General features: G+C 64.2%; 13 protein-coding genes. 9 read left to right on the forward strand and 4 right to left on the reverse strand.

What is annotated here, in order from left to right:
• Positions 1-27: 27 nt before the first annotated feature.
• Positions 28-3,453, reverse strand: a complete 3,426-nt coding sequence (locus AC1DXU_RS23810) for a helicase-related protein (protein ID WP_477317782.1) — start codon at positions 3,451-3,453, stop codon at positions 28-30.
• Positions 3,454-4,035: 582 nt separating this feature from the next.
• Here AC1DXU_RS23810 and AC1DXU_RS23815 point away from each other — a divergent pair.
• The gene (locus tag AC1DXU_RS23815) at positions 4,036-4,251 is read left to right on the forward strand and encodes a hypothetical protein (RefSeq protein ID WP_477317784.1); all 216 of its coding nucleotides are present in this window, start codon (positions 4,036-4,038) and stop codon (positions 4,249-4,251) included.
• Positions 4,252-4,333: 82 nt separating this feature from the next.
• Here AC1DXU_RS23815 and phbB read toward each other — a convergent pair whose 3' ends face one another.
• Complete coding sequence (gene phbB / locus AC1DXU_RS23820; protein ID WP_477317786.1) at positions 4,334-5,059, reverse strand: acetoacetyl-CoA reductase; 726 nt, start codon at positions 5,057-5,059, stop codon at positions 4,334-4,336.
• A gap of 83 nt (positions 5,060-5,142) precedes the next feature.
• Positions 5,143-6,327, reverse strand: a complete 1,185-nt coding sequence (locus AC1DXU_RS23825) for an acetyl-CoA C-acetyltransferase (protein ID WP_477317788.1) — start codon at positions 6,325-6,327, stop codon at positions 5,143-5,145.
• On the opposite strand from AC1DXU_RS23825, the gene AC1DXU_RS23830 reads away from it, so the two are divergent.
• Together AC1DXU_RS23830 and phaR are read left to right on the forward strand one after the other, a co-directional pair.
• Positions 6,308-6,514: a hypothetical protein gene (locus AC1DXU_RS23830; RefSeq protein WP_477317790.1), complete on the forward strand. Its 207-nt coding sequence runs from the start codon at positions 6,308-6,310 to the stop codon at positions 6,512-6,514. The genes AC1DXU_RS23825 and AC1DXU_RS23830 overlap by 20 nt on opposite strands.
• Before the next feature lie 117 nt (positions 6,515-6,631).
• Positions 6,632-7,243 carry a polyhydroxyalkanoate synthesis repressor PhaR gene (gene phaR / locus AC1DXU_RS23835; RefSeq protein ID WP_477317792.1) on the forward strand — a complete coding sequence of 204 codons (612 nt, stop codon included), beginning with the start codon at positions 6,632-6,634 and terminating at the stop codon, positions 7,241-7,243.
• Positions 7,244-7,304: 61 nt separating this feature from the next.
• On the opposite strand, the gene AC1DXU_RS23840 is transcribed toward phaR, so the two are convergent.
• A complete protein-coding gene (locus tag AC1DXU_RS23840) occupies positions 7,305-8,444 on the reverse strand; it encodes a citrate synthase family protein (RefSeq protein ID WP_477372935.1) in 1,140 nt (379 codons plus the stop codon).
• 77 nt (positions 8,445-8,521) lie between these two features.
• Here AC1DXU_RS23840 and AC1DXU_RS23845 point away from each other — a divergent pair, with 77 nt between their 5' ends.
• The 6 genes from AC1DXU_RS23845 (at position 8,522) to AC1DXU_RS23870 (ending at position 17,548) form a co-directional block, all read left to right on the forward strand.
• The gene (locus AC1DXU_RS23845) at positions 8,522-9,610 is read left to right on the forward strand and encodes a citrate synthase/methylcitrate synthase (RefSeq protein WP_477372937.1); all 1,089 of its coding nucleotides are present in this window, start codon (positions 8,522-8,524) and stop codon (positions 9,608-9,610) included.
• A 377-nt stretch (positions 9,611-9,987) separates the two neighbouring features.
• Positions 9,988-11,118, forward strand: a complete 1,131-nt coding sequence (locus AC1DXU_RS23850) for a patatin-like phospholipase family protein (protein ID WP_477372939.1) — start codon at positions 9,988-9,990, stop codon at positions 11,116-11,118.
• A gap of 111 nt (positions 11,119-11,229) precedes the next feature.
• The gene (locus AC1DXU_RS23855) at positions 11,230-12,651 is read left to right on the forward strand and encodes a coniferyl aldehyde dehydrogenase (RefSeq protein WP_477372941.1); all 1,422 of its coding nucleotides are present in this window, start codon (positions 11,230-11,232) and stop codon (positions 12,649-12,651) included.
• A gap of 307 nt (positions 12,652-12,958) precedes the next feature.
• On the forward strand, positions 12,959-14,092 hold the full coding sequence (locus tag AC1DXU_RS23860) for an efflux RND transporter periplasmic adaptor subunit (protein ID WP_477372943.1): 1,134 nt from the start codon (positions 12,959-12,961) through the stop codon (positions 14,090-14,092).
• A gap of 36 nt (positions 14,093-14,128) precedes the next feature.
• On the forward strand, positions 14,129-17,293 hold the full coding sequence (locus AC1DXU_RS23865) for an efflux RND transporter permease subunit (RefSeq protein ID WP_477372945.1): 3,165 nt from the start codon (positions 14,129-14,131) through the stop codon (positions 17,291-17,293).
• 96 nt (positions 17,294-17,389) lie between these two features.
• Positions 17,390-17,548: a DUF3309 family protein gene (locus AC1DXU_RS23870; protein ID WP_477372947.1), complete on the forward strand. Its 159-nt coding sequence runs from the start codon at positions 17,390-17,392 to the stop codon at positions 17,546-17,548.
• Positions 17,549-17,576 lie beyond the last annotated feature (28 nt).

Genomic DNA, 17,576 nt, shown 5'->3' on the forward strand with positions numbered 1-17,576 from the left:
TGGGGCAACCATTGGAGCGAACCGAGCCTACTTCTTCAGCTGGTCGCGCAAGGCGGCGAGCTTGGCGAAGGGCGAGTCCGGATCGAAGCGCACCGGGCGCTCCTCGCGCGGCTTCTGCTGGAAGGCGGGCTTTGCGCCTGGCGCGCCACCCTTGCCCTCCGGCCTGCCGCCCTTCCAGTCGGGTCGGCCTTCACGGCGATCGGGACGCTCGCCCTGCGGCTTGCCCTCGCGGCGCTCTGCGCCTTCGCCTTGCGGCTTGGGCTTGAATTTCGAGCGGTCGAAGCGCGGCTTGCCGGCGCCGTCGCGCTGATCGCGGCGTCCCGGATGGGCTGGCCGATCGCCCGGCGCGCCGGCCGGCTGCCCGCTGGTGGCGTCTGCCGGCGCGTCGCTGCGCGCGGCCTGGCCGTTGCGCGGACGGCCGCGGTTTTCGTGCTGACGATTGCGTGGGCGCTGGTCGAACCGACCCTGGCGCCACAACAGGATGGGTTTTGGCGCTTCGGCCTCCGGAGCGGGCTCGCCGGGGGCGGCTTCCGCCAGCACGGCTGGCTCAGCCGCAGTATCACTTGCAGGCGAAGCCTCGGCGACCGGTTCCGCCGATGTGGCTTCAGCTTCGACGGCTTTAGATTCCGCCTCGGGCTCTGCCGATGCGGCTTCAACCTCGACGGCTTCGACCTCTACCTCAGGTTCCGCAGGGGTTTCAACTGCGGCGTCGGCTACCGGCGGCGCGTCTTCCGCGACCTCAACGGGAGTTTCCGGATGGGCGTCCGCAACGGCCTCCGCTGCTGCTTCGGCGACAGCCTCGGCTGCAACCTCGGTGGCGGCAGCCGCATCAGGCTCCGAACCTTCGGCTGGCGTCTCGACAGCCGCATCGGCAGTCGCGGCTTCCGCCGCTTTGGCTTGTTCGGCGCGGGCAGCCTCTTCAGCCGCCAACTTGGCTGCCGCAGCTTCACGCGCGGCGCTGTCCTGCGCTTCGAGGCGCGCCTTCACTTCGGCCGCCGGCTTCGGCTCGGCGCGATAGCCGAGGCCTTTGAGGATCTCTTCCATGTCGTCGGCGGTAGCGCCGAGGATCGACATCATCGGCGGCGTCACCATGAAGGCCTGGCCGTCATAGGCGCCGTCGGGGCGCTGGCCAAGGCCGGGCTTCCAGTTGGTCGCCGGACGGATCAGGTCGGCCAGCCGCTCGAGAATGTCGATGCGCACGGCGCGGCGGCCGAGATTGCGGTAGCCGGCGAGCTTGTAGAAGGTCTTGTCGAAAGCGGGATCGATGACCACCGAAGTGCGGCCGGAAGCCAACGCATGAACGACGTCGCCAAAGCCCGGCTTGTCCTTGCCGTCGTTCTTGAGCGCCCACAGCAGCGTCACCAGACCGGCCGGAGCCGGCTTGATCAGTGCCGGCACGAAGACATGGTAGGCGCCGAAGCGGACGCCGAGGCGGCGGAGCGCCGCGCGACCTTCCTGGTCGAGCGACTTCATCTCCTCGGCGATGTCGCGGCGGTTGATGAGGCCGAAATGCTCGACGAGCTGGAAGGCAATGCCACGGCCGATACCGGTGATCTGCTCGGCGTTCTTGAGGTCGACCAGCGGTTTCAGCAGGGATTCGATCTGGAAATTGACGAAGCGCTCGGCACGCGCCGCGACCTTGTCGCGGGCAGGACCGGTGAGCTGTTCGTCGGCCAGCAGCACCAGACGTGGCTTCAGCACTTCGTCGCCCGAAACCAGCGTGCCGATCGGCGCGCCAATCCAGCGCAGCGTGCCGTCGGAGCCGAGCGCGATGTCGCCGTTGGACGAGGCGCCGAAGCGTTCGGCGCGTGCCTCGAACTCGGCTGCAAGCGCCTTCTGGGCTGCCGCACGCACGGCCTTGGCGTCTTCGCCGCCGGCGCTCTGGTCGGCGGTGAAGCGGAATCCTTGCAACTCGCCGACATGGTGGCCTTCGACAAGGACGGTTCCGGTTGGGCTGATTTCGGCTTCAGGCATGGTATTTTCTCTAAGGCGCCGCATGAGGACGGAAGTCCTGCGGTCTACGAAGCGTTTCGTCAACCGCTCATGCAGCGCATCCGACAATCTGTCTTCGATTTCGCGCGTCTTTTCCTGCCAGTGTGCCTGATCGGCCAGCCAGCCGGGCCGGTTGGACACGAATGTCCAGGTGCGGATCTCGGCAATACGGTGCGACAGCGTGTCGATGTCGCCCTCGGTGGTGTCGGCGCGGCGCACCTGCTCGGCCATGTAGTTCTCGTCGACATGGCCGTGCCTGGCCAGGTCCATGTAGATCGAGGCGATGAGGTCAGAATGCTGGGCCGGCGCGATCTTCCGGTAGTCGGGCAAGGCACAGGCTTCCCATAACAGCGCCACGCGCTTGGGGTCGGTGGCAAGCGCTCTTATGTCGCCGTCACGCGACAGATGCTCGAGCGCCTGTGCGTCGACCGCCGGCAGTGCCCGGGTCAGGCCTTCGACCGGCGCGTTGGTCTCGATCGAGCGTTTCAGCGCATCGAGGCTGGCGAAATCGAAACGGGCAGAGCGCCACTGCAGCACCTTCACCGGATCGAACTCATGGCCTTCGATCCGCTTGACCAGTTCCTCATCGAGCGGATCGACCTGGCCGGTCACGCCAAAGGTGCCGTCGCGCAGATGCCGGCCGGCGCGACCGGCGATCTGGCCGAGCTCGGCCGCCGTCAAATTGCGATACTGGTAGCCGTCGAATTTGCGGTTCTGGGCAAAGGCAACGTGATCGAGATCGAGATTTAGGCCCATGCCGATGGCGTCGGTGGCGATCAGATAGTCGACATCGCCCGACTGGAACAGCGCCACCTGCGCGTTGCGGGTGCGGGGCGACAGCGCGCCGAGCACGACGGCGGCGCCGCCCTGCTGGCGGCGGATCAGTTCGGCGATGGCATAGACCTCGTCGGCGGAGAAGGCGACGATTGCCGTGCGCCTGGGCAAACGGGTCAGCTTCTTCGAACCGGCATAGGCGAGGTGCGACAGCCGCGGCCGCGTCACCACCGAAACGCCCCTCAGCAGCTTTTGCAGGATGCCGTGCATGGTGGCGGCGCCCAACAGCAGCGTCTCCTGGCGGCCGCGCAGATGCAGGATGCGGTCGGTGAAGATGTGGCCGCGCTCGAGATCGCCGGCCAGCTGCACCTCGTCGATGGCGACGAAGGCCGCGTCGGTCTCGCGCGGCATGGCTTCGACGGTGCAGACGGAATATCTGGCGCCTGGCGGCTGGATCTTCTCCTCGCCGGTGATCAGCGCCACCTTATGGGCGCCGACCTTCTCACAGACACGGGCATAGACTTCGCGGGCCAGTAGCCTGAGCGGCAGGCCGATGATGCCGCTTTCATGCGCCACCATGCGTTCGATGGCGAGATGGGTCTTGCCGGTGTTGGTCGGGCCGAGCACGGCGGTCACGTCGCGGCCCGACAAGATCAGCGGCTCAGTGTGTTTCGGCTGGATGTTCATCGGCCTGGAAATGAGGCTTTCTGCGTCGCGTTGTCGGGAGCGCGCCCCAAAGTGGCGCGTATGACAGGCGACACATAGGGATTTCGTGGGCGAAGCGAAAGCGGAATGTTCCAGCCTGCTGTCCGAGGGTCGCGCTCGAGGGCTGAATCCGTCCCCGGTTAACAGTTGGAACGAGTCTGGAACGAATCGGCGACGAATCAGTGACTCCTGCAGATTCAGCTTTTGTTCACGGCTATATGTGGATTTTGCGACCAGGAGTCTCACCACATGCTGAATCGCTGGAACTGGCCCGATTCATGCAAGCGAACGCAGATGTTAACCTTTGCCGGTGAAAGATCGGATCCTGACGGCGGACCTCACCCAAGATTATGAAATTGTTGATCTTTCCTAACGCGCCTTAATCATTTGGAGGGTGATTTCGGCCTCCGCCGTTAACGTTCCGGTCAAAGCCGGAACGAATCGGCGACGAATCGGCGATGACGAGATTTTCCCGGTTTGTTCACCCCAACATCTTGTGTTGTGAACAGGTTTTCCACCGAGAATCCACAGGCTTGCTAACAGGTTTCGCACAGGCGGCGGCTGTTGCCGTTAATTTCTGCGTACCGGAGTGGCACAGATCGGCATCGCCGGGCGCTTTCGCTGGTCAACCTCAATCCATTCCTGAAGCGTCGCATCGCCTTGAAGCTGTCAGGCCTCAGCCGGACGCCGCTTGCCCGGCTGCCGGCACCGTCGCGCGACCCAGGTCCGATGACCCAGGCCAAGCCTGCAGCCAAGCCAGGGCTGAAGCTTGCCGCCTGACAACCGCGATCGTCCGGTCCCAGTGATTCCGGTACCGGCCGTTGGGCCGGTACATCATTGGTCGGCGAGGGACGCCAAAGCCTCAGGCGAAATACTGGCCGCCATTGGCCGAGATGGTCGAACCGGTGATGAAGCCGGCCTCGTCGGAAGCGAGGAAGACGACGCAGCGCGCGATCTCCTCGGGTTCGCCGAGGCGGCCGACCGGGATCTGCGGGATGATGCGTTCGTTGAGCACTTTTTCGTCGATCGCCTTGACCATCTCGGTGGCGATGTAGCCGGGGCAGATGATGTTGACGGTGATGCCCGCGCGAGCCCCCTCTTGAGCAAGCGCCTTCGAGAACCCGATGTCACCGGCCTTGGCGGCGGAATAGTTGACCTGCCCGGCCTGACCCTTCTGGCCGTTGATCGAGGAGATGGTGATGACGCGGCCGAACTTGCGGTCGCGCATGCCGCCCCACAGCGGATGCGTCATGTTGAAGACGCCCGACAGATTGGTGTCGATGACCTCTTTCCACTGCTCGCGCGTCATCTTGTGGAACATGCCGTCACGGGTGATGCCGGCATTGTTGACCAGCACCGAAACCGGACCAAGGTCGGCTTCGACCTGTTTGATGCCGGCGGCGCAGGCATCATAGTCGGCGACCGACCATTTATAGGTCTTGATGCCGGTTTCTGCGCTGAACTTCGCCGCAGCCTCGTCATTGCCGGCATAGTTGGCAGCAACCGAATAGCCGGCATTCTTCAACGCGATCGATATCGCCGCACCAATGCCACGCGATCCACCCGTGACGATTGCAACCTTGCTCATGCGCTTCCCCTTTTTGATAGCCCTGTTGTCGGGCTTTTCAGGCACTGGATAAAGAACGGGCGGCTTGCGCCGCCCGGATAATGCTACAGGGCTTCAACGCACATGGCGACACCCATGCCGCCGCCGATGCACAGCGTGGCAAGGCCCTTCTTGGCGCCACGGCGGCGCATTTCGAAGACCAGCGTGTTGAAGACGCGGGCGCCGGAGGCGCCGATCGGGTGGCCGATGGCAATGGCGCCGCCATTGACGTTGACGATCGAGGTATCCCAGCCCATGCCCTTGTTGACGGCACAGGCCTGGGCGGCGAAGGCTTCGTTGGCCTCCACCAGGTCGAGGTCCTTGACCGACCAACCGGCCTTCTCCAGCGCCCGCTTCGAGGCTGGGATCGGTCCGGTGCCCATGATCGCCGGATCGACGCCCGCGGTTGCCCATGATGCGATGCGAACCAGCGGGGTGATGCCGCGCCGGACGGCTTCGGCTTCGCTCATCAGCAGGGCGCCGGCGGCGCCGTCATTGATGCCGGAGGCGTTGGCGGCGGTCACCGTGCCGTCCTTGTCGAATGCCGGCTTGAGCTTGGTCATGGCGTCGATCGTGGCGCCGTGGCGGATGTACTCGTCCTGGTCGACAATGGTGTCGCCCTTCTTGCCCTTGACGGTGAAGGCGACGATCTCGTCGGTGAACTTGCCGGCCTTCTGCGCGGCCTCGGCCTTGTTTTGCGAGGCCAGCGCGAACTGGTCCTGATCGTCGCGGGTGATCTGGAACTGGCGAGCGACGTTTTCGGCGGTGTTGCCCATGTGATAGCCGTTGAAGGCGTCCCACAGTCCGTCCTTGATCATGGTGTCGATCAGCTTGAAGTCGCCCATCTTGACGCCGGCGCGCAGGTGCTGGGCGTGCGCCGAAAGCGACATCGATTCCTGTCCGCCGGCGATGATCACCTTGGCATCGCCAGCGGCGATCTGCTGCATGCCAAGCGCGATGGCGCGCAGGCCCGAGCCGCAAACCTGATTGAGGCCCCAGGCCGTGGTCTCCTTGGGCAGGCCGGCATTGATCGAGGCCTGGCGGGCGGGGTTCTGTCCTTGCGCGGCGGTCAGCACCTGGCCGAGGATGACTTCGTCGACCTCGCCCGGTTCGACACCGGCACGCGAAAGCAGTTCCCTGATGACGACGGCGCCGAGCTCATGCGCCGGCGTGTTGGCGAAGGCGCCGTTGAAGGAGCCGACGGGCGTGCGCGCCGCACTGGCGACAACGATGGCATTGGCTGCGGACATTTTCTTCTCCAGACTTCGAGCTGTGGTGTTTTTTTGGCTATGGTTGGGGACTTTTCTTGCCCTTTCCATGATCCAAGTCAAACCGGAAATGGGCATGCCGGCCATGCGCCGCAAGCATGCCGCGCTTGCGCACGACACGGGCCCCGCCTTTGCTGCGCAGCATAATCACCCTGCCATGCAGCATTAATTGATGCCGCACTGCACAAACCACTTGGAATTATGACGCTTTTGCGCATATCCTCGAAAGAGGCGCAATCGTTACCGGCTGCTTACTCAGGTGTGCCGGTGTCCGGGGAGGATACTGATGGCCGCGAAAGACGATCCGATCATTATCAAGAAATACGCCAATCGCCGTCTCTACAACACGGGCACCAGCACCTATGTGACACTCGAGGACCTGGCCGACATGGTCAAGAAAGGCCAGGAGTTCACCGTTCAGGACGCCAAGACCGGCGACGACATCACCCATCCGGTGTTGACCCAGATCATCTTCGAATTGGAGAACAAGGATGGGCAAAACATGCTGCCGATCCCGTTCCTGCGCCAGCTGATCGCCTTCTACGGCGACCAGATGCAGCAGATCGTGCCGAGCTTCCTCGAACAGTCGATGATGGCCTTCTCCAAGGAACAGGAGCGCTTCCGCGAGCAGATGAAGGGCGCGATCGGCAAATCGCCGCTGGACATGATGAAGATCGCCACGCCGATCAAGGCACTGGAGGAGCAGACGCGCCGCAACATGGAAATGTTCCAGAACGCCATGCGCCTGTTCACGCCGTTCCCGCCTGGTGGCCCGAATGGTGCCGCCGCGGCGCCGGTCGAGCCGGCCAGGAAAGAGGCGCCAGAGAAGCCCGACGACCTTCAGGAGCTGAAGGAACAGATCGCCGCCATGCAGCGCAAGCTCGACACCATGTCGTGAGGCCTGGGGCTCGCGGATCGAAGGATCTCGCGAGTGATCGAAAATCCTGTAACCCGGAAAGCTATGGCAACGGTCCCTCATAGCGGGCGCGCGGCCTGATCAGGCCGTTGCTGGTGACCTGTTCGACGGCGTGCGCGGTCCAGCCGATGCTGCGGCCGAGCGCGAACAGGCGGAACGGCGCATCGGGCGGCAGACGCAGGCTGCGGGTCAGCGCCGCCAGCGCGAAATCGATGTTCGGGTGCAAGCCCGTTGCGGCAAAGGCCGCGTCGCGCAGCCGTGAGAACCCACGATCGACCTTGAAGGCGGCCAGCAAGGCTTCAGCCCTGGGATCGCCTTCGGGGTAGAGCGGGTGGCCAAAGCCAGGCATTGGCCTGTCATGACAAAGCCAGCGCTCGACGGCCGCGCCCGGCCCCAGCCTTTGCGCATCCTCCGCGAGGATCATGACCGCCTCGCCGGCGCCGCCATGGCGCGGTCCCGAAAGCGTGGCGAGGCCGGCCAGCAGGCAAGCGGCAACTGGCGACCCGGTGGAGGCGGCGACGCGCGCCGCGAAGGTCGATGCATTCAATTCATGATCGGCCAATAGGACGAGCGCCCGGCGGATCAGGGCTGCGCCTGCGGCGTCAACGGACCAGCCCCGCGCCAGTCTTGCGTGAAGGGCAGCCGTTCCGGCAACCGCGCCCAACGCCTGCGCGATAACTCCGATGGCGCCAGCCGCATCCTGATGCAGCGAAGCCGGCTTGCGTCCGAGCGAGGGTCGGCCCTCGGCCGCCAGCAAGGCCAGTTTGGCGAAGGCAGCCGGCCGGCCGCGTTCGTGGCCGCTGTGAGGGGCCGACGAAGCGAACGACACAGGACCATCGGATGCCCATAGCAGCCTTGCCGTGTCCTCCAGCGAGGCCTTCTCGGAGAGCGCAACCGCATCCTGGCCGCGATAGACCAGGCGGCCGTGCACGATGGTCGAAATCCCGGTGGCGATCGCCGGCTCACCCCAGGCGATGGCACTTTCGGCGATGGCCTGGGGCGTTCGTCCGCGCGCCCGGCGGGTCGCCAGCGACGCAATGTCGTCGGCGCGATACTGGCTTCGGCGCGGATCTGCCTGGTCCGGCCGCATCCCGATCCGGCCGCGGCTGACATAGGCGTAGAGCGTCTGCGGGCGCACTTTCAGGCGCTCCATCGCTTCTTCCCGGGTCAACCACTCCGACATGTTGATTCGCTTGATCAAGATTGATGGTTGGAGCGCTCACCATTATCTCCAATCAGGAAATGGTCAAGGAGGCAGTCATGGCAAACGGGCTCGATGACGTGGTGGCGGCGGAAACAGTGCTTTCCGACGTCGATGGTCTTGGCGGTCGTCTCACCATCCGCGGCCATTCGCTGCCGGAACTGGCTGGCCGCTGGCGCTATACGCAGGTGGTCCGCCTGCTGCTCGACGGCTTTTTGGAGGATCTTCCGGGCGATGCGGAACTGGCGGAGAAGATCGGCGCGGCGCGCGTTGACGTGTTCCAGCGGCTCCACCCGATGCTTGCCTCGCTGGCCCCGCTCGACATCTACAGCGCCATGCGCGCCGGCATTGCGATGCTGCCGGACGGCGACACATTGACGGATGCGCTGCGGCTGATCGCGGCACCTGCGGTGCTGACGCCGGCGCTGTTGCGGGCCAAGCGGGGCGCACCGGCGATCGCTCCCGACCCACACGCCGATCATGCCGGCGACATGCTGAGGATGCTGGCCGGCACTGCCGCGTCGCCGGCGTTGGCCACGGCGCTCGACACCTATCTGGTAACCGTCTGTGATCACGGCCTCAACGCATCGACCTTCGCTACGCGCGTGGTGGCGTCGACACAGGCCGGCCTGACGTCGGCGGTGCTGGCCGGGCTCGGTGCCCTCAAAGGTCCGCTGCATGGCGGCGCGCCTGGTCCGGTGATCGAGATGCTGGACGCAATCGAGGCGCATGGCGATGCCACCGGCTGGCTGCGCGACGAAATTGCGCGCGGCGAACGCATCATGGGTTTCGGTCACCGCATCTACCGGGTGCGCGATCCGCGCGCCGACGTCTTGAAGGCGGTGGTGCGGCAACTCGGCAGCCAAGGCGAAACCGGTCGCCGGTTGGCCTTCGCCGAAAAAGTGGAGCAGGCCGCGCTCGACGTGCTTCGGGTCGCCAAGCCGTCGCGCTCGCTGCAGACCAATGTCGAGTTCTACACCGCGCTGCTGCTGGAGGCGGCGGGCTTTCCAAAAGAGGCGTTCAGCAATGTCTTTGCCGCCGGGCGGATGGCCGGCTGGATTGCGCACGCGCGTGAGCAACAGGCGACCGGACGGCTGATCCGGCCGCAGTCGCGCTATGTCGGGCCGGTGCCCGACCTGGTGGCCTGAGAAGTTGGGTTTCCTCGCCCCCGCAAAGCGGGGGAGAGGTGGCCCGGCGAAGCCGGGACGGAGAGGGGGACGCCCGTTGTGAGGCGGCATCCCCTTAAGTTAGGTGCGCGGCTGGCCCGCGATACCCAGGAGCAGGAAATTTCCAGCGGCCGCGAAGGCCCCTCTCCGTCCCGGCTTCGCCGGGCCACCTCTCCCCACTATCGTGGGGGGAGGAACAATCTTGATGACCAAAATTTCATGTGATCACGCGACCGTGTTCGTGTTCTTGCCTCGGTCACCACTTATATGCTGCACTGCAACATAAGTCCGCTGCCGTCGAACCCGCCCGATTCCCGGGCGGGATAAGGCAGCAGCGAACAAACCGATACAGGAACGCCATGACGAAAAACGGCAAGGCGGAGGAAACCAAGAAGATCAACATTGCGCTGCAGGGCGGAGGCTCGCACGGGGCTTTTTCCTGGGGCGTGCTCGACCGGCTGCTGGAGGACGGCAGGCTCGACATTTCAGCGGTATCCGGTACCAGCGCCGGCGCCATGAACGCGGTGGCGCTGGCCGACGGCTTTGTGCGCGGCGGCGTCGAAGGCGCGCGGCAAAAGCTCGACGATTTCTGGCGCGCGGTGGCGGCCAAGGGCCGCTTCAGCCCGGTGCAGCGCATGCCGTGGGATGTGGCCTGGGGCAACTGGTCGATTGAGAGCACGCCTGGCTATTTCTTCTTCGACACCATGTCGCGGGTGTTCTCGCCCTACGTCGCCAACCCGCTCGGTCTCAATCCGCTACGCGACGTCGTCGAACAGGAGATCGATTTCAAAAATGTGCGCGCCTGCAAATCGATGGAGCTGTTCATCTCCGCGACCAATGTCGAGACCGGGCAGTTGCGCGTCTTTTCGGACGGCGAGATCGACCTCGACACGGTGATGGCCTCGGCCTGCCTGCCGCAATTGTTCCAGGCGGTCGAGATCAAGGGCGTGCCCTATTGGGATGGCGGCTATGGCGGCAATCCGGCGCTTTATCCGTTCTTCAAGATGGCGGCGACCGAGGATGTGCTTCTGGTGCAGATCAATCCGGTGGTGCGCGAAGGGACGCCGAAGAGCGCCAACGAGATCCAGAACCGCATCGACGAGATCACCTTCAATGCCGGGCTGCTGCGCGAATTCCGCTCGATCGCGTTCGTCAAGGAACTGATCGCCGCCGGGCGCTTGCCGCATGGCGAATACCGCGACATCCGCATGCACCGCATCGATGCCGACGACGCGTTCAAGGACCTGTCGGCATCGTCAAAGGTCAACGCCGAATGGGCCTTCCTGGCCTATCTGCGCGACCTTGGCCGGACCGCCGCCAGCGACTGGCTGGAGGAGAATTACGACGCCGTCGGCAAGCGGCCGACGCTCGATCTCTCCGGCGAACTCGATGACGGCTTCAAGCCGGTTCGCGGTCCCGCACCTGGCCGGCGGGTCAAGGAGTTCCTGGCGGCGCGCAAAAGGCCCGAGCAGGCACGCCGTCAGGCCTAGACCTGTCCGTCAGGACCAGATCGACGCAGTGCTTCCCCGGGGGAACCGGGGAAGTGCTGGATTCGGCCCATGGCGCGTTGTACCTTACCTAGACGTAAACGGGAGGTTGCGATGTTGCAGGCCAGACAGGATGCCCTTGGTGCATTGTTCGAGTTGCAGTGCAGGGCATTCGAAAAAGAGCCCTTTCCAGGGTTCGACGTCCGCAAGGATCGCCTCAGACGTCTGCTGGCGCTCACCGAGCAGCATGAGGCCGAGATATGCTCCGCCATCGACGCCGATTTTGGCGGCCGGTCGGCCGAAGAGACGCGCCTGGCCGAACTGTTCGTCGTTCGTGCCGGGATCAGGCATGCGCTGGCGCATTTGCGCGGATGGATGCGGGAGCGCCGCGTCGCCACCAGCCTGCCGTTTCTGCCGGGACGCAACCGCCTTCTGCCGCAGCCGGTCGGTGTCGTCGGCATCGTGTCGCCCTGGAACTATCCTTTCCAGCTTGCCATCGCGCCGGCTACTGCCGCGTTGGCCGCGGGCAATCGCGTTCTGCTCAAACCGTCCGAACTGACGCCGAAATTTTCCGCGCTGCTCGATCAACTGGTCGGCAAGCATTTCGCGCCTGACGAGATGAGCGTCGTCATCGGCGATGCCGATGTCGGAAAGGCATTCGTGTCGATGCCGTTCGATCATTTGCTGTTCACCGGTTCCACCGCAATCGGCCGTCAGGTGGCGCTGGCGGCGGCAGCCAATCTGACGCCGGTCACGCTCGAACTGGGCGGCAAGTCGCCGGCCATCTTCGACGCGTCCTGCGATCTCGATGCGTCGGTGGCCAGCGTCGCCTATGGCAAGCTTCTGAACGCCGGACAGACCTGCATCGCGCCCGACTATCTGCTGGTGCCGCAAGGGCAGAGCGAGGCGATCGCGGCAAAACTTGCAGCCGCCGTGAAGCGGCTCTACCCGAGCCTGCGCGACAATCCCGACTATACGGCCATCATCAGCGAGCGGCATCGTCAGCGCCTTGCCGACATGATCGCCGAAGCCCGCGAAAGCGGCGCCGATGTCATCGAGATCAACCCGGCCGGCGAGGAACTCGGAGCCACCAACCGCAAGATGGCGCCGACCCTGGTCAGGAATGCAGGCGAAAATCTGCGGCTGATGCGCGAAGAGATCTTTGGGCCGGTGCTGCCGATCATCGAATATGGCACGGTCGACGACGCCATCGATCAGGTGAACCGGGCGGAGCGTCCGCTGGCGCTGTATTGGTTCGGGCGCGATCATAGCAATCGCCAACGGGTCCTGCGGGAAACGATCGCCGGCGGCGTCACGATCAATGACTGCATGCTGCATCTAGTGCAGGAAAGACAGCCCTTCGGCGGTGTTGGCGCCAGTGGCATGGGCGCCTATCACGGCGAATGGGGCTTTCGCACGTTCAGCAAGGAGAAGCCGGTTTTTCTGCAGTCCAAGCTGAGTGCGGGCGGCCTGCTACGTCCACCCTATGGCAAGATATTCGAGAGGCTTTTCCGTCTGTTGAGGCTCATTACTTGACGGATTTTCCCCCTGTTCACTTCACATAGTTGAGAGGTTCCACATCATCCTGACGCCTACTGCCACAAGCATGCCGACCCAGAGAAAGCGGGCCGGCAGGCGGCCAGAAGCCTAGGAATGGCGGGTGCGCCCAGCCCGGTGGCACCATAACCCATCAACTTTTCTGACTATTTTGCAGTGCAACTTTGATGTAGAAGCGCGCTTTCGCCGTTCACGGCAAATTGAACACGGCCTCGCGCGCACCCATATCGGCAGCGCGCCCGAGTAGAAGACGCGGCCTGGCCATGCCCCGCACAGTGGAAAAACGATGATGAAGATCAGGTTTCACAAGCTTGCAGCCATTGTTGTGCTTGTCGCCTTCGCGGCGTGGGTCGGGACGGGCGTGTTTTCGTCCGTCGGCAGCGCGTCCGCCGACAACAAGCCCAAGGCAGTTGAAGTCGAGCAGCCAAAGCCGCCGGTTCGCACCGTGGCCGTGGCGACGCCGCCGCGCGCCACCTATGCACGCGCGATCCGCATTTCGGGATTGACCGAAGCCGACAAGCGCGCCGTGCTGGCGACGCGGGTGGCCGGCGTCATCGCCGAGCTGCCGGTCAAACAGGGCCAGCACGTCAAGGCCGGAGATCTGGTGTTGATGCTGGCCGCCGAGGAGAAGATTTCGGCTGTCGACAACGCCAAGCAGCTTTTGGTGCAGCGCCAGGCCGAACTGGAAGCGGCCCTGCGGCTGATGAAGACCGGCAATCTGCCCAAGCTGCAGCTCGATACCGCCCGCTCGAACCTGACTTTGGCGCAGTCGCAGCTGGAAGCCATGCAAGCCGAGTTGGACCGCAATGAAGTGAAGGCGCCTTTCGACGGCATCATCGACCGCGTGCCGGTGGAGCTTGGCAGCGCCGTCATGCAGGGCGGCGAGGTCGCCACCATTCTGAGCCTCGATCCCATTGTTGCCCGGGGCGAGGTCAGCGAAAGCGATCTCGGCTATCTGAAGATTGGCGACAAGGCGAATGTGCGGCTCGTCAGTGGCCAGATCGTCGACGGCACCGTGCGCTATATCAGCCGTGATGCGTCGTCGGCCACCCGCACCTTCCGCATCGAGGTCGCCATCCCCAATGCCGACGGCGCTCTGCCGGCGGGCATGACGGCGGAAATTTCGCTCAGCGCGCAGCCGACCGATGCGGTCATGCTGCCGCGTTCGGTGGTGACGCTCGGCGACAAGGGCGATCTTGGCATCCGCGCCGTCGACAAGAACAACAAGGTCGTCTTCTACCCGATCGATCTTGTCGACGATTCGCCAAAGGGCCTGGTGCTGGGCGGCATTCCCAAGGATGCCCGCATCATTGTGCAGGGACAGGACCTGGTGACCGAAGGCGATACAGTCAAGGCCGTCGAAGCCGATCCGGCGATGATCAAGAAGCTGATCGGCGAAGCCACCGGCGCGACCCAGTAAGCGGCGCAACACAACAGGCAACGGGAAACTTTGCGAATGGGTATCGTCGGTTTTGCGATCCGCAATGCGCGGCTCACGCTGTCCTTCATGATCTTCTTCATCGTGGCCGGCGCGCTGTCCTATATGTCCATCCCGAAGGAAGCCGAGCCGGACGTCCAGATTCCGATCATCTATGTCAGTCTGAGCCTCCAGGGCATCTCGCCCGAAGATTCGGAACGGTTGCTGCTGCGTCCGGTCGAGACGCGCATGAAGAGCCTTTCCAACGTCAAGGAAATGCGCTCGGCCGCCTTCCAGGGCGGCGGCTACGTGCTGGTCGAATTCAACCCCGGCGCCAATCTGTCTACGGCGCTGGAGGATGTCCGGGCCAAGGTTTCGGACGCCAAGCGCGATCTGCCGCAGTCGGCCGACGAGCCCACCATCAACGAGGTCAACCTTTCGGAGTTCCCGGTTCTGGTGGTGACTTTGGCAGGTAACGTGCCGGAAAGGGCGCTGACGGCGGCGGCGCGCGACCTGCGTGACCGCATCGAAGAGGTTCCGGGCGTGCTCGAGGCCGATCTCGAAGGCGCACGCGACGATCTGGTCGAGGTCATCGTCGATCCGGTTAAATTGTCGTCCTATGGACTGCAGCTCGACCAGCTCATCGCCGGTGTCGGCGCCTCGAACAGCCTGGTTGCGGCCGGCAACATCGAGGGCGCCGAGGGCAAATATGCGGTCAAGGTTCCGTCGCTGATCGAGACGCCGGAAGATGTCGCCAACCTGCCGGTAATCGCCGGCCCGAACGCCGTGGTGCGCGCCCGCGACATCGCCACCATCCGCTCGACCTACAAGGACGCCGAGACGATCACCCGGCTCAACGGCAAGCCGGCCATCGCCATCGAAGTCAAGAAGCGCATCGGCGCCAACCTCGTCGAAACCGTCGACGCGGTGAAGGCGATCGCCGACGAATATGCCAAGAAGCTGCCCGAAGGCAGCGTCGTCTCCTACAGCCAGGACAAGTCGACCTCGATCCGCCAGTTGCTCGGCGACCTGCAGAACCATGTGATGATCGCCGTCATCCTGGTGTTCATCGTCATTCTCTATGCGCTGTCGGGTCGTGCCTCGCTGCTGATCGGGCTGGCGATCCCGTCATCGTTCCTGCTCGGCATATTGATGCTGTCGCTGCTCGGCTTCACGGTGAACATCGTGGTGCTGTTCAGCCTGATCCTGGCCGTCGGCATGCTGGTCGACGACGCCATCATCGTCACCGAATTCGCCGAACGGCGAATGACCGAGGGCATGGACAAGAAAGAGGCCTATGCGCTGGCCGCCAACCGCATGGCCGGACCGGTCATCGCGGCGACCATGACGCGCATCGCCGCCTTCTCACCGCTGCTGTTCTGGCCGGGCATCGTGGGCGAGTTCATGAAATACATGCCGATCACGCTGATCGTGACGCTCGGCGCCTCGATGCTCTACGCGCTGGTGTTCACACCGACGCTGGGCGCCATCTTCGGCAAGGCGCACAAGGAGCCGGAGCACAGAGACGGCCTCTATATGGGCACGGTCAAGCTCGCCGTGCGCCATCCGATCATAACGCTGCTGCTGACGGTCGCGCTGCTGGTCGGCTCGGTCTACACCTATGTCCAAAAGGGCAATGGCGTCGAATTCTTCCCCAACGTCGAACCGGACTACGGCCTGCTCTACGTTCATGCGCGCGGCAACCTCTCGCTGGACGAGATGGACGCGGCCGTCGGCCAGGCGGAAAAGCGCATTCTTGGTTGGCCGGGCATCAAGTCGGTCTATACCCGCGCCGGCAAGGCGCAAGGGTCGGCCAACAACGACGTCGCCGAGGATGTCATCGGCGTCATCCAGTACGAGTTCGTCGACTGGCGCCAGCGCAAGCCCGCCAATGACGTGCTTTCCGACCTGCGCGTCGCCATGGCCGGTATTCCCGGCGTCGACGTCGAAGTCAGGGTGCCGGATGCCGGCCCGCCGACCGGCAAGCCAATCCAGGTTCGTCTTTCGGCGACCGACCCTGCCGGCTTGAACGACAAGGCTCGCGAAGTGGCGAAGATGCTGAAGACGGTGCCTGGTGTCATCGACATATCGGACGGCCTGCCGCCGCCCGGCATCGACTGGGCGCTGAAGGTGGATCGCGCCAAGGCTGCGCAATACGGCATTAGCCCGGCCTCGGTCGGCACGGTCGTACAACTGGTGACCACTGGCTTGAAGCTGTCCGAGTATCGTCCGGCCGGGGCTGACGACGCCGTCGACATCAGGCTGCGCCTGCCTGAGGACCGCCGCACGCTGGCGACGCTGGATCAATTGCGGGTGCAAACGGCGCAAGGGTCGGTGCCGATCTCCAATTTCGTCAGCCGTGAACCCGAACTGACAACCGGCATCCTCAACCGCATCGACGCGCAGCGCACGGTCATCGTTCAGGCAAATCTGGCGACCGGCACCCAGCCGGCGGAGGCACAGGCCGAGGTCAAGAAGAAGATGGCCGAGATGGATCTCCCGGGCATACGCTGGAAGCTTGCCGGCCAGGACGAGGAGTCGGAGAAAGCCTCGGCCTTCCTTGGCAAGGCTTTCGGCGCCGCGATCTTCATGATCTGCATCGTGCTGCTCATGCAGTTCAACAAGTTTACCAGCGTGCTGATGGTGCTGTCCTGCGTGGTCATGTCGACGATCGGCGTGCTGCTCGGGCTGCTGATCACCGGCCAGCCCTTCGGCATCGTCATGTCGGGCATCGGCGTCATCGCTCTGGCCGGCGTGGTGGTGAACAACAACATCGTGCTGATCGACACCTATGACCGCCTGCGCGAAGAGGGTTGGGACAAAATGGATGCGGTGCTGCAGACCTGCCGCGAGCGTGCCCGGCCGGTGGTGCTGACCGCGATGTCGGCCATCCTCGGCGTGCTGCCGATCGCGTTCGGCCTCGGCCTCGAAATCTTCCATCACGAGACGACGATCAACGCGCCGTCGACCCAATGGTGGATTTCGCTGTCGTCGGCGATCGTCTTCGGCCTGTCCTTTGCCACCATCCTGACGCTGGTGGTGACGCCGGCAATGCTGATGGTGTTCACGCGCAGCAAGAACAGCCGCTTCTATGCGTTTTTCCGGCGGCTGTTCCGGCGCGACAAGGGCAAGGTTTCGACGACCGCTGGCGGGGACGAGGCGGGCGGAGAACCGGCAATCGCCTTCCAGAAGGCCGCCGAATAACGGCATCGATCAGCCTGACAAAAAAGGCCGTCCGGAACAACCGGGCGGCCTTTTGCATTCTTAGCCATGAGGGCAGTTCAAGGCGAGGGAATTTCCATGACGGTCAGCACCATTCTCATCATCATCCTGATCCTCATTCTGATCGGCGCCGTGCCGGCATGGCCGCACTCGCGGTCCTGGGGCTATGGGCCCTCGGGGATTGCCGGTGTCATCCTGGTGGTACTGCTGATTCTGCTCGTGATGGGCAGGATCTGAAGATCAGGCAGCACCTGGCGGTCGTGCC

It is taken from the genome of Mesorhizobium sp. P3_A10 (genome assembly GCF_056403175.1).

Coding starts and splice junctions, on each gene's coding strand:
- AC1DXU_RS23810 (WP_477317782.1), bottom strand. CDS start 3,453: ATGAACATCCAGCCGAAACACACTGAGCCGCTGATCTTGTCGGGCCGC.
- phbB (WP_477317786.1), bottom strand. CDS start 5,059: ATGAGCAAGGTTGCAATCGTCACGGGTGGATCGCGTGGCATTGGTGCG.
- AC1DXU_RS23830 (WP_477317790.1), top strand. CDS start 6,308: ATGGCATTGGCTGCGGACATTTTCTTCTCCAGACTTCGAGCTGTGGTG.
- AC1DXU_RS23825 (WP_477317788.1), bottom strand. CDS start 6,327: ATGTCCGCAGCCAATGCCATCGTTGTCGCCAGTGCGGCGCGCACGCCC.
- phaR (WP_477317792.1), top strand. CDS start 6,632: ATGGCCGCGAAAGACGATCCGATCATTATCAAGAAATACGCCAATCGC.
- AC1DXU_RS23840 (WP_477372935.1), bottom strand. CDS start 8,444: ATGTCGGAGTGGTTGACCCGGGAAGAAGCGATGGAGCGCCTGAAAGTG.
- AC1DXU_RS23845 (WP_477372937.1), top strand. CDS start 8,522: ATGGCAAACGGGCTCGATGACGTGGTGGCGGCGGAAACAGTGCTTTCC.
- AC1DXU_RS23850 (WP_477372939.1), top strand. CDS start 9,988: ATGACGAAAAACGGCAAGGCGGAGGAAACCAAGAAGATCAACATTGCG.
- AC1DXU_RS23855 (WP_477372941.1), top strand. CDS start 11,230: ATGTTGCAGGCCAGACAGGATGCCCTTGGTGCATTGTTCGAGTTGCAG.
- AC1DXU_RS23860 (WP_477372943.1), top strand. CDS start 12,959: ATGATGAAGATCAGGTTTCACAAGCTTGCAGCCATTGTTGTGCTTGTC.
- AC1DXU_RS23865 (WP_477372945.1), top strand. CDS start 14,129: ATGGGTATCGTCGGTTTTGCGATCCGCAATGCGCGGCTCACGCTGTCC.
- AC1DXU_RS23870 (WP_477372947.1), top strand. CDS start 17,390: ATGACGGTCAGCACCATTCTCATCATCATCCTGATCCTCATTCTGATC.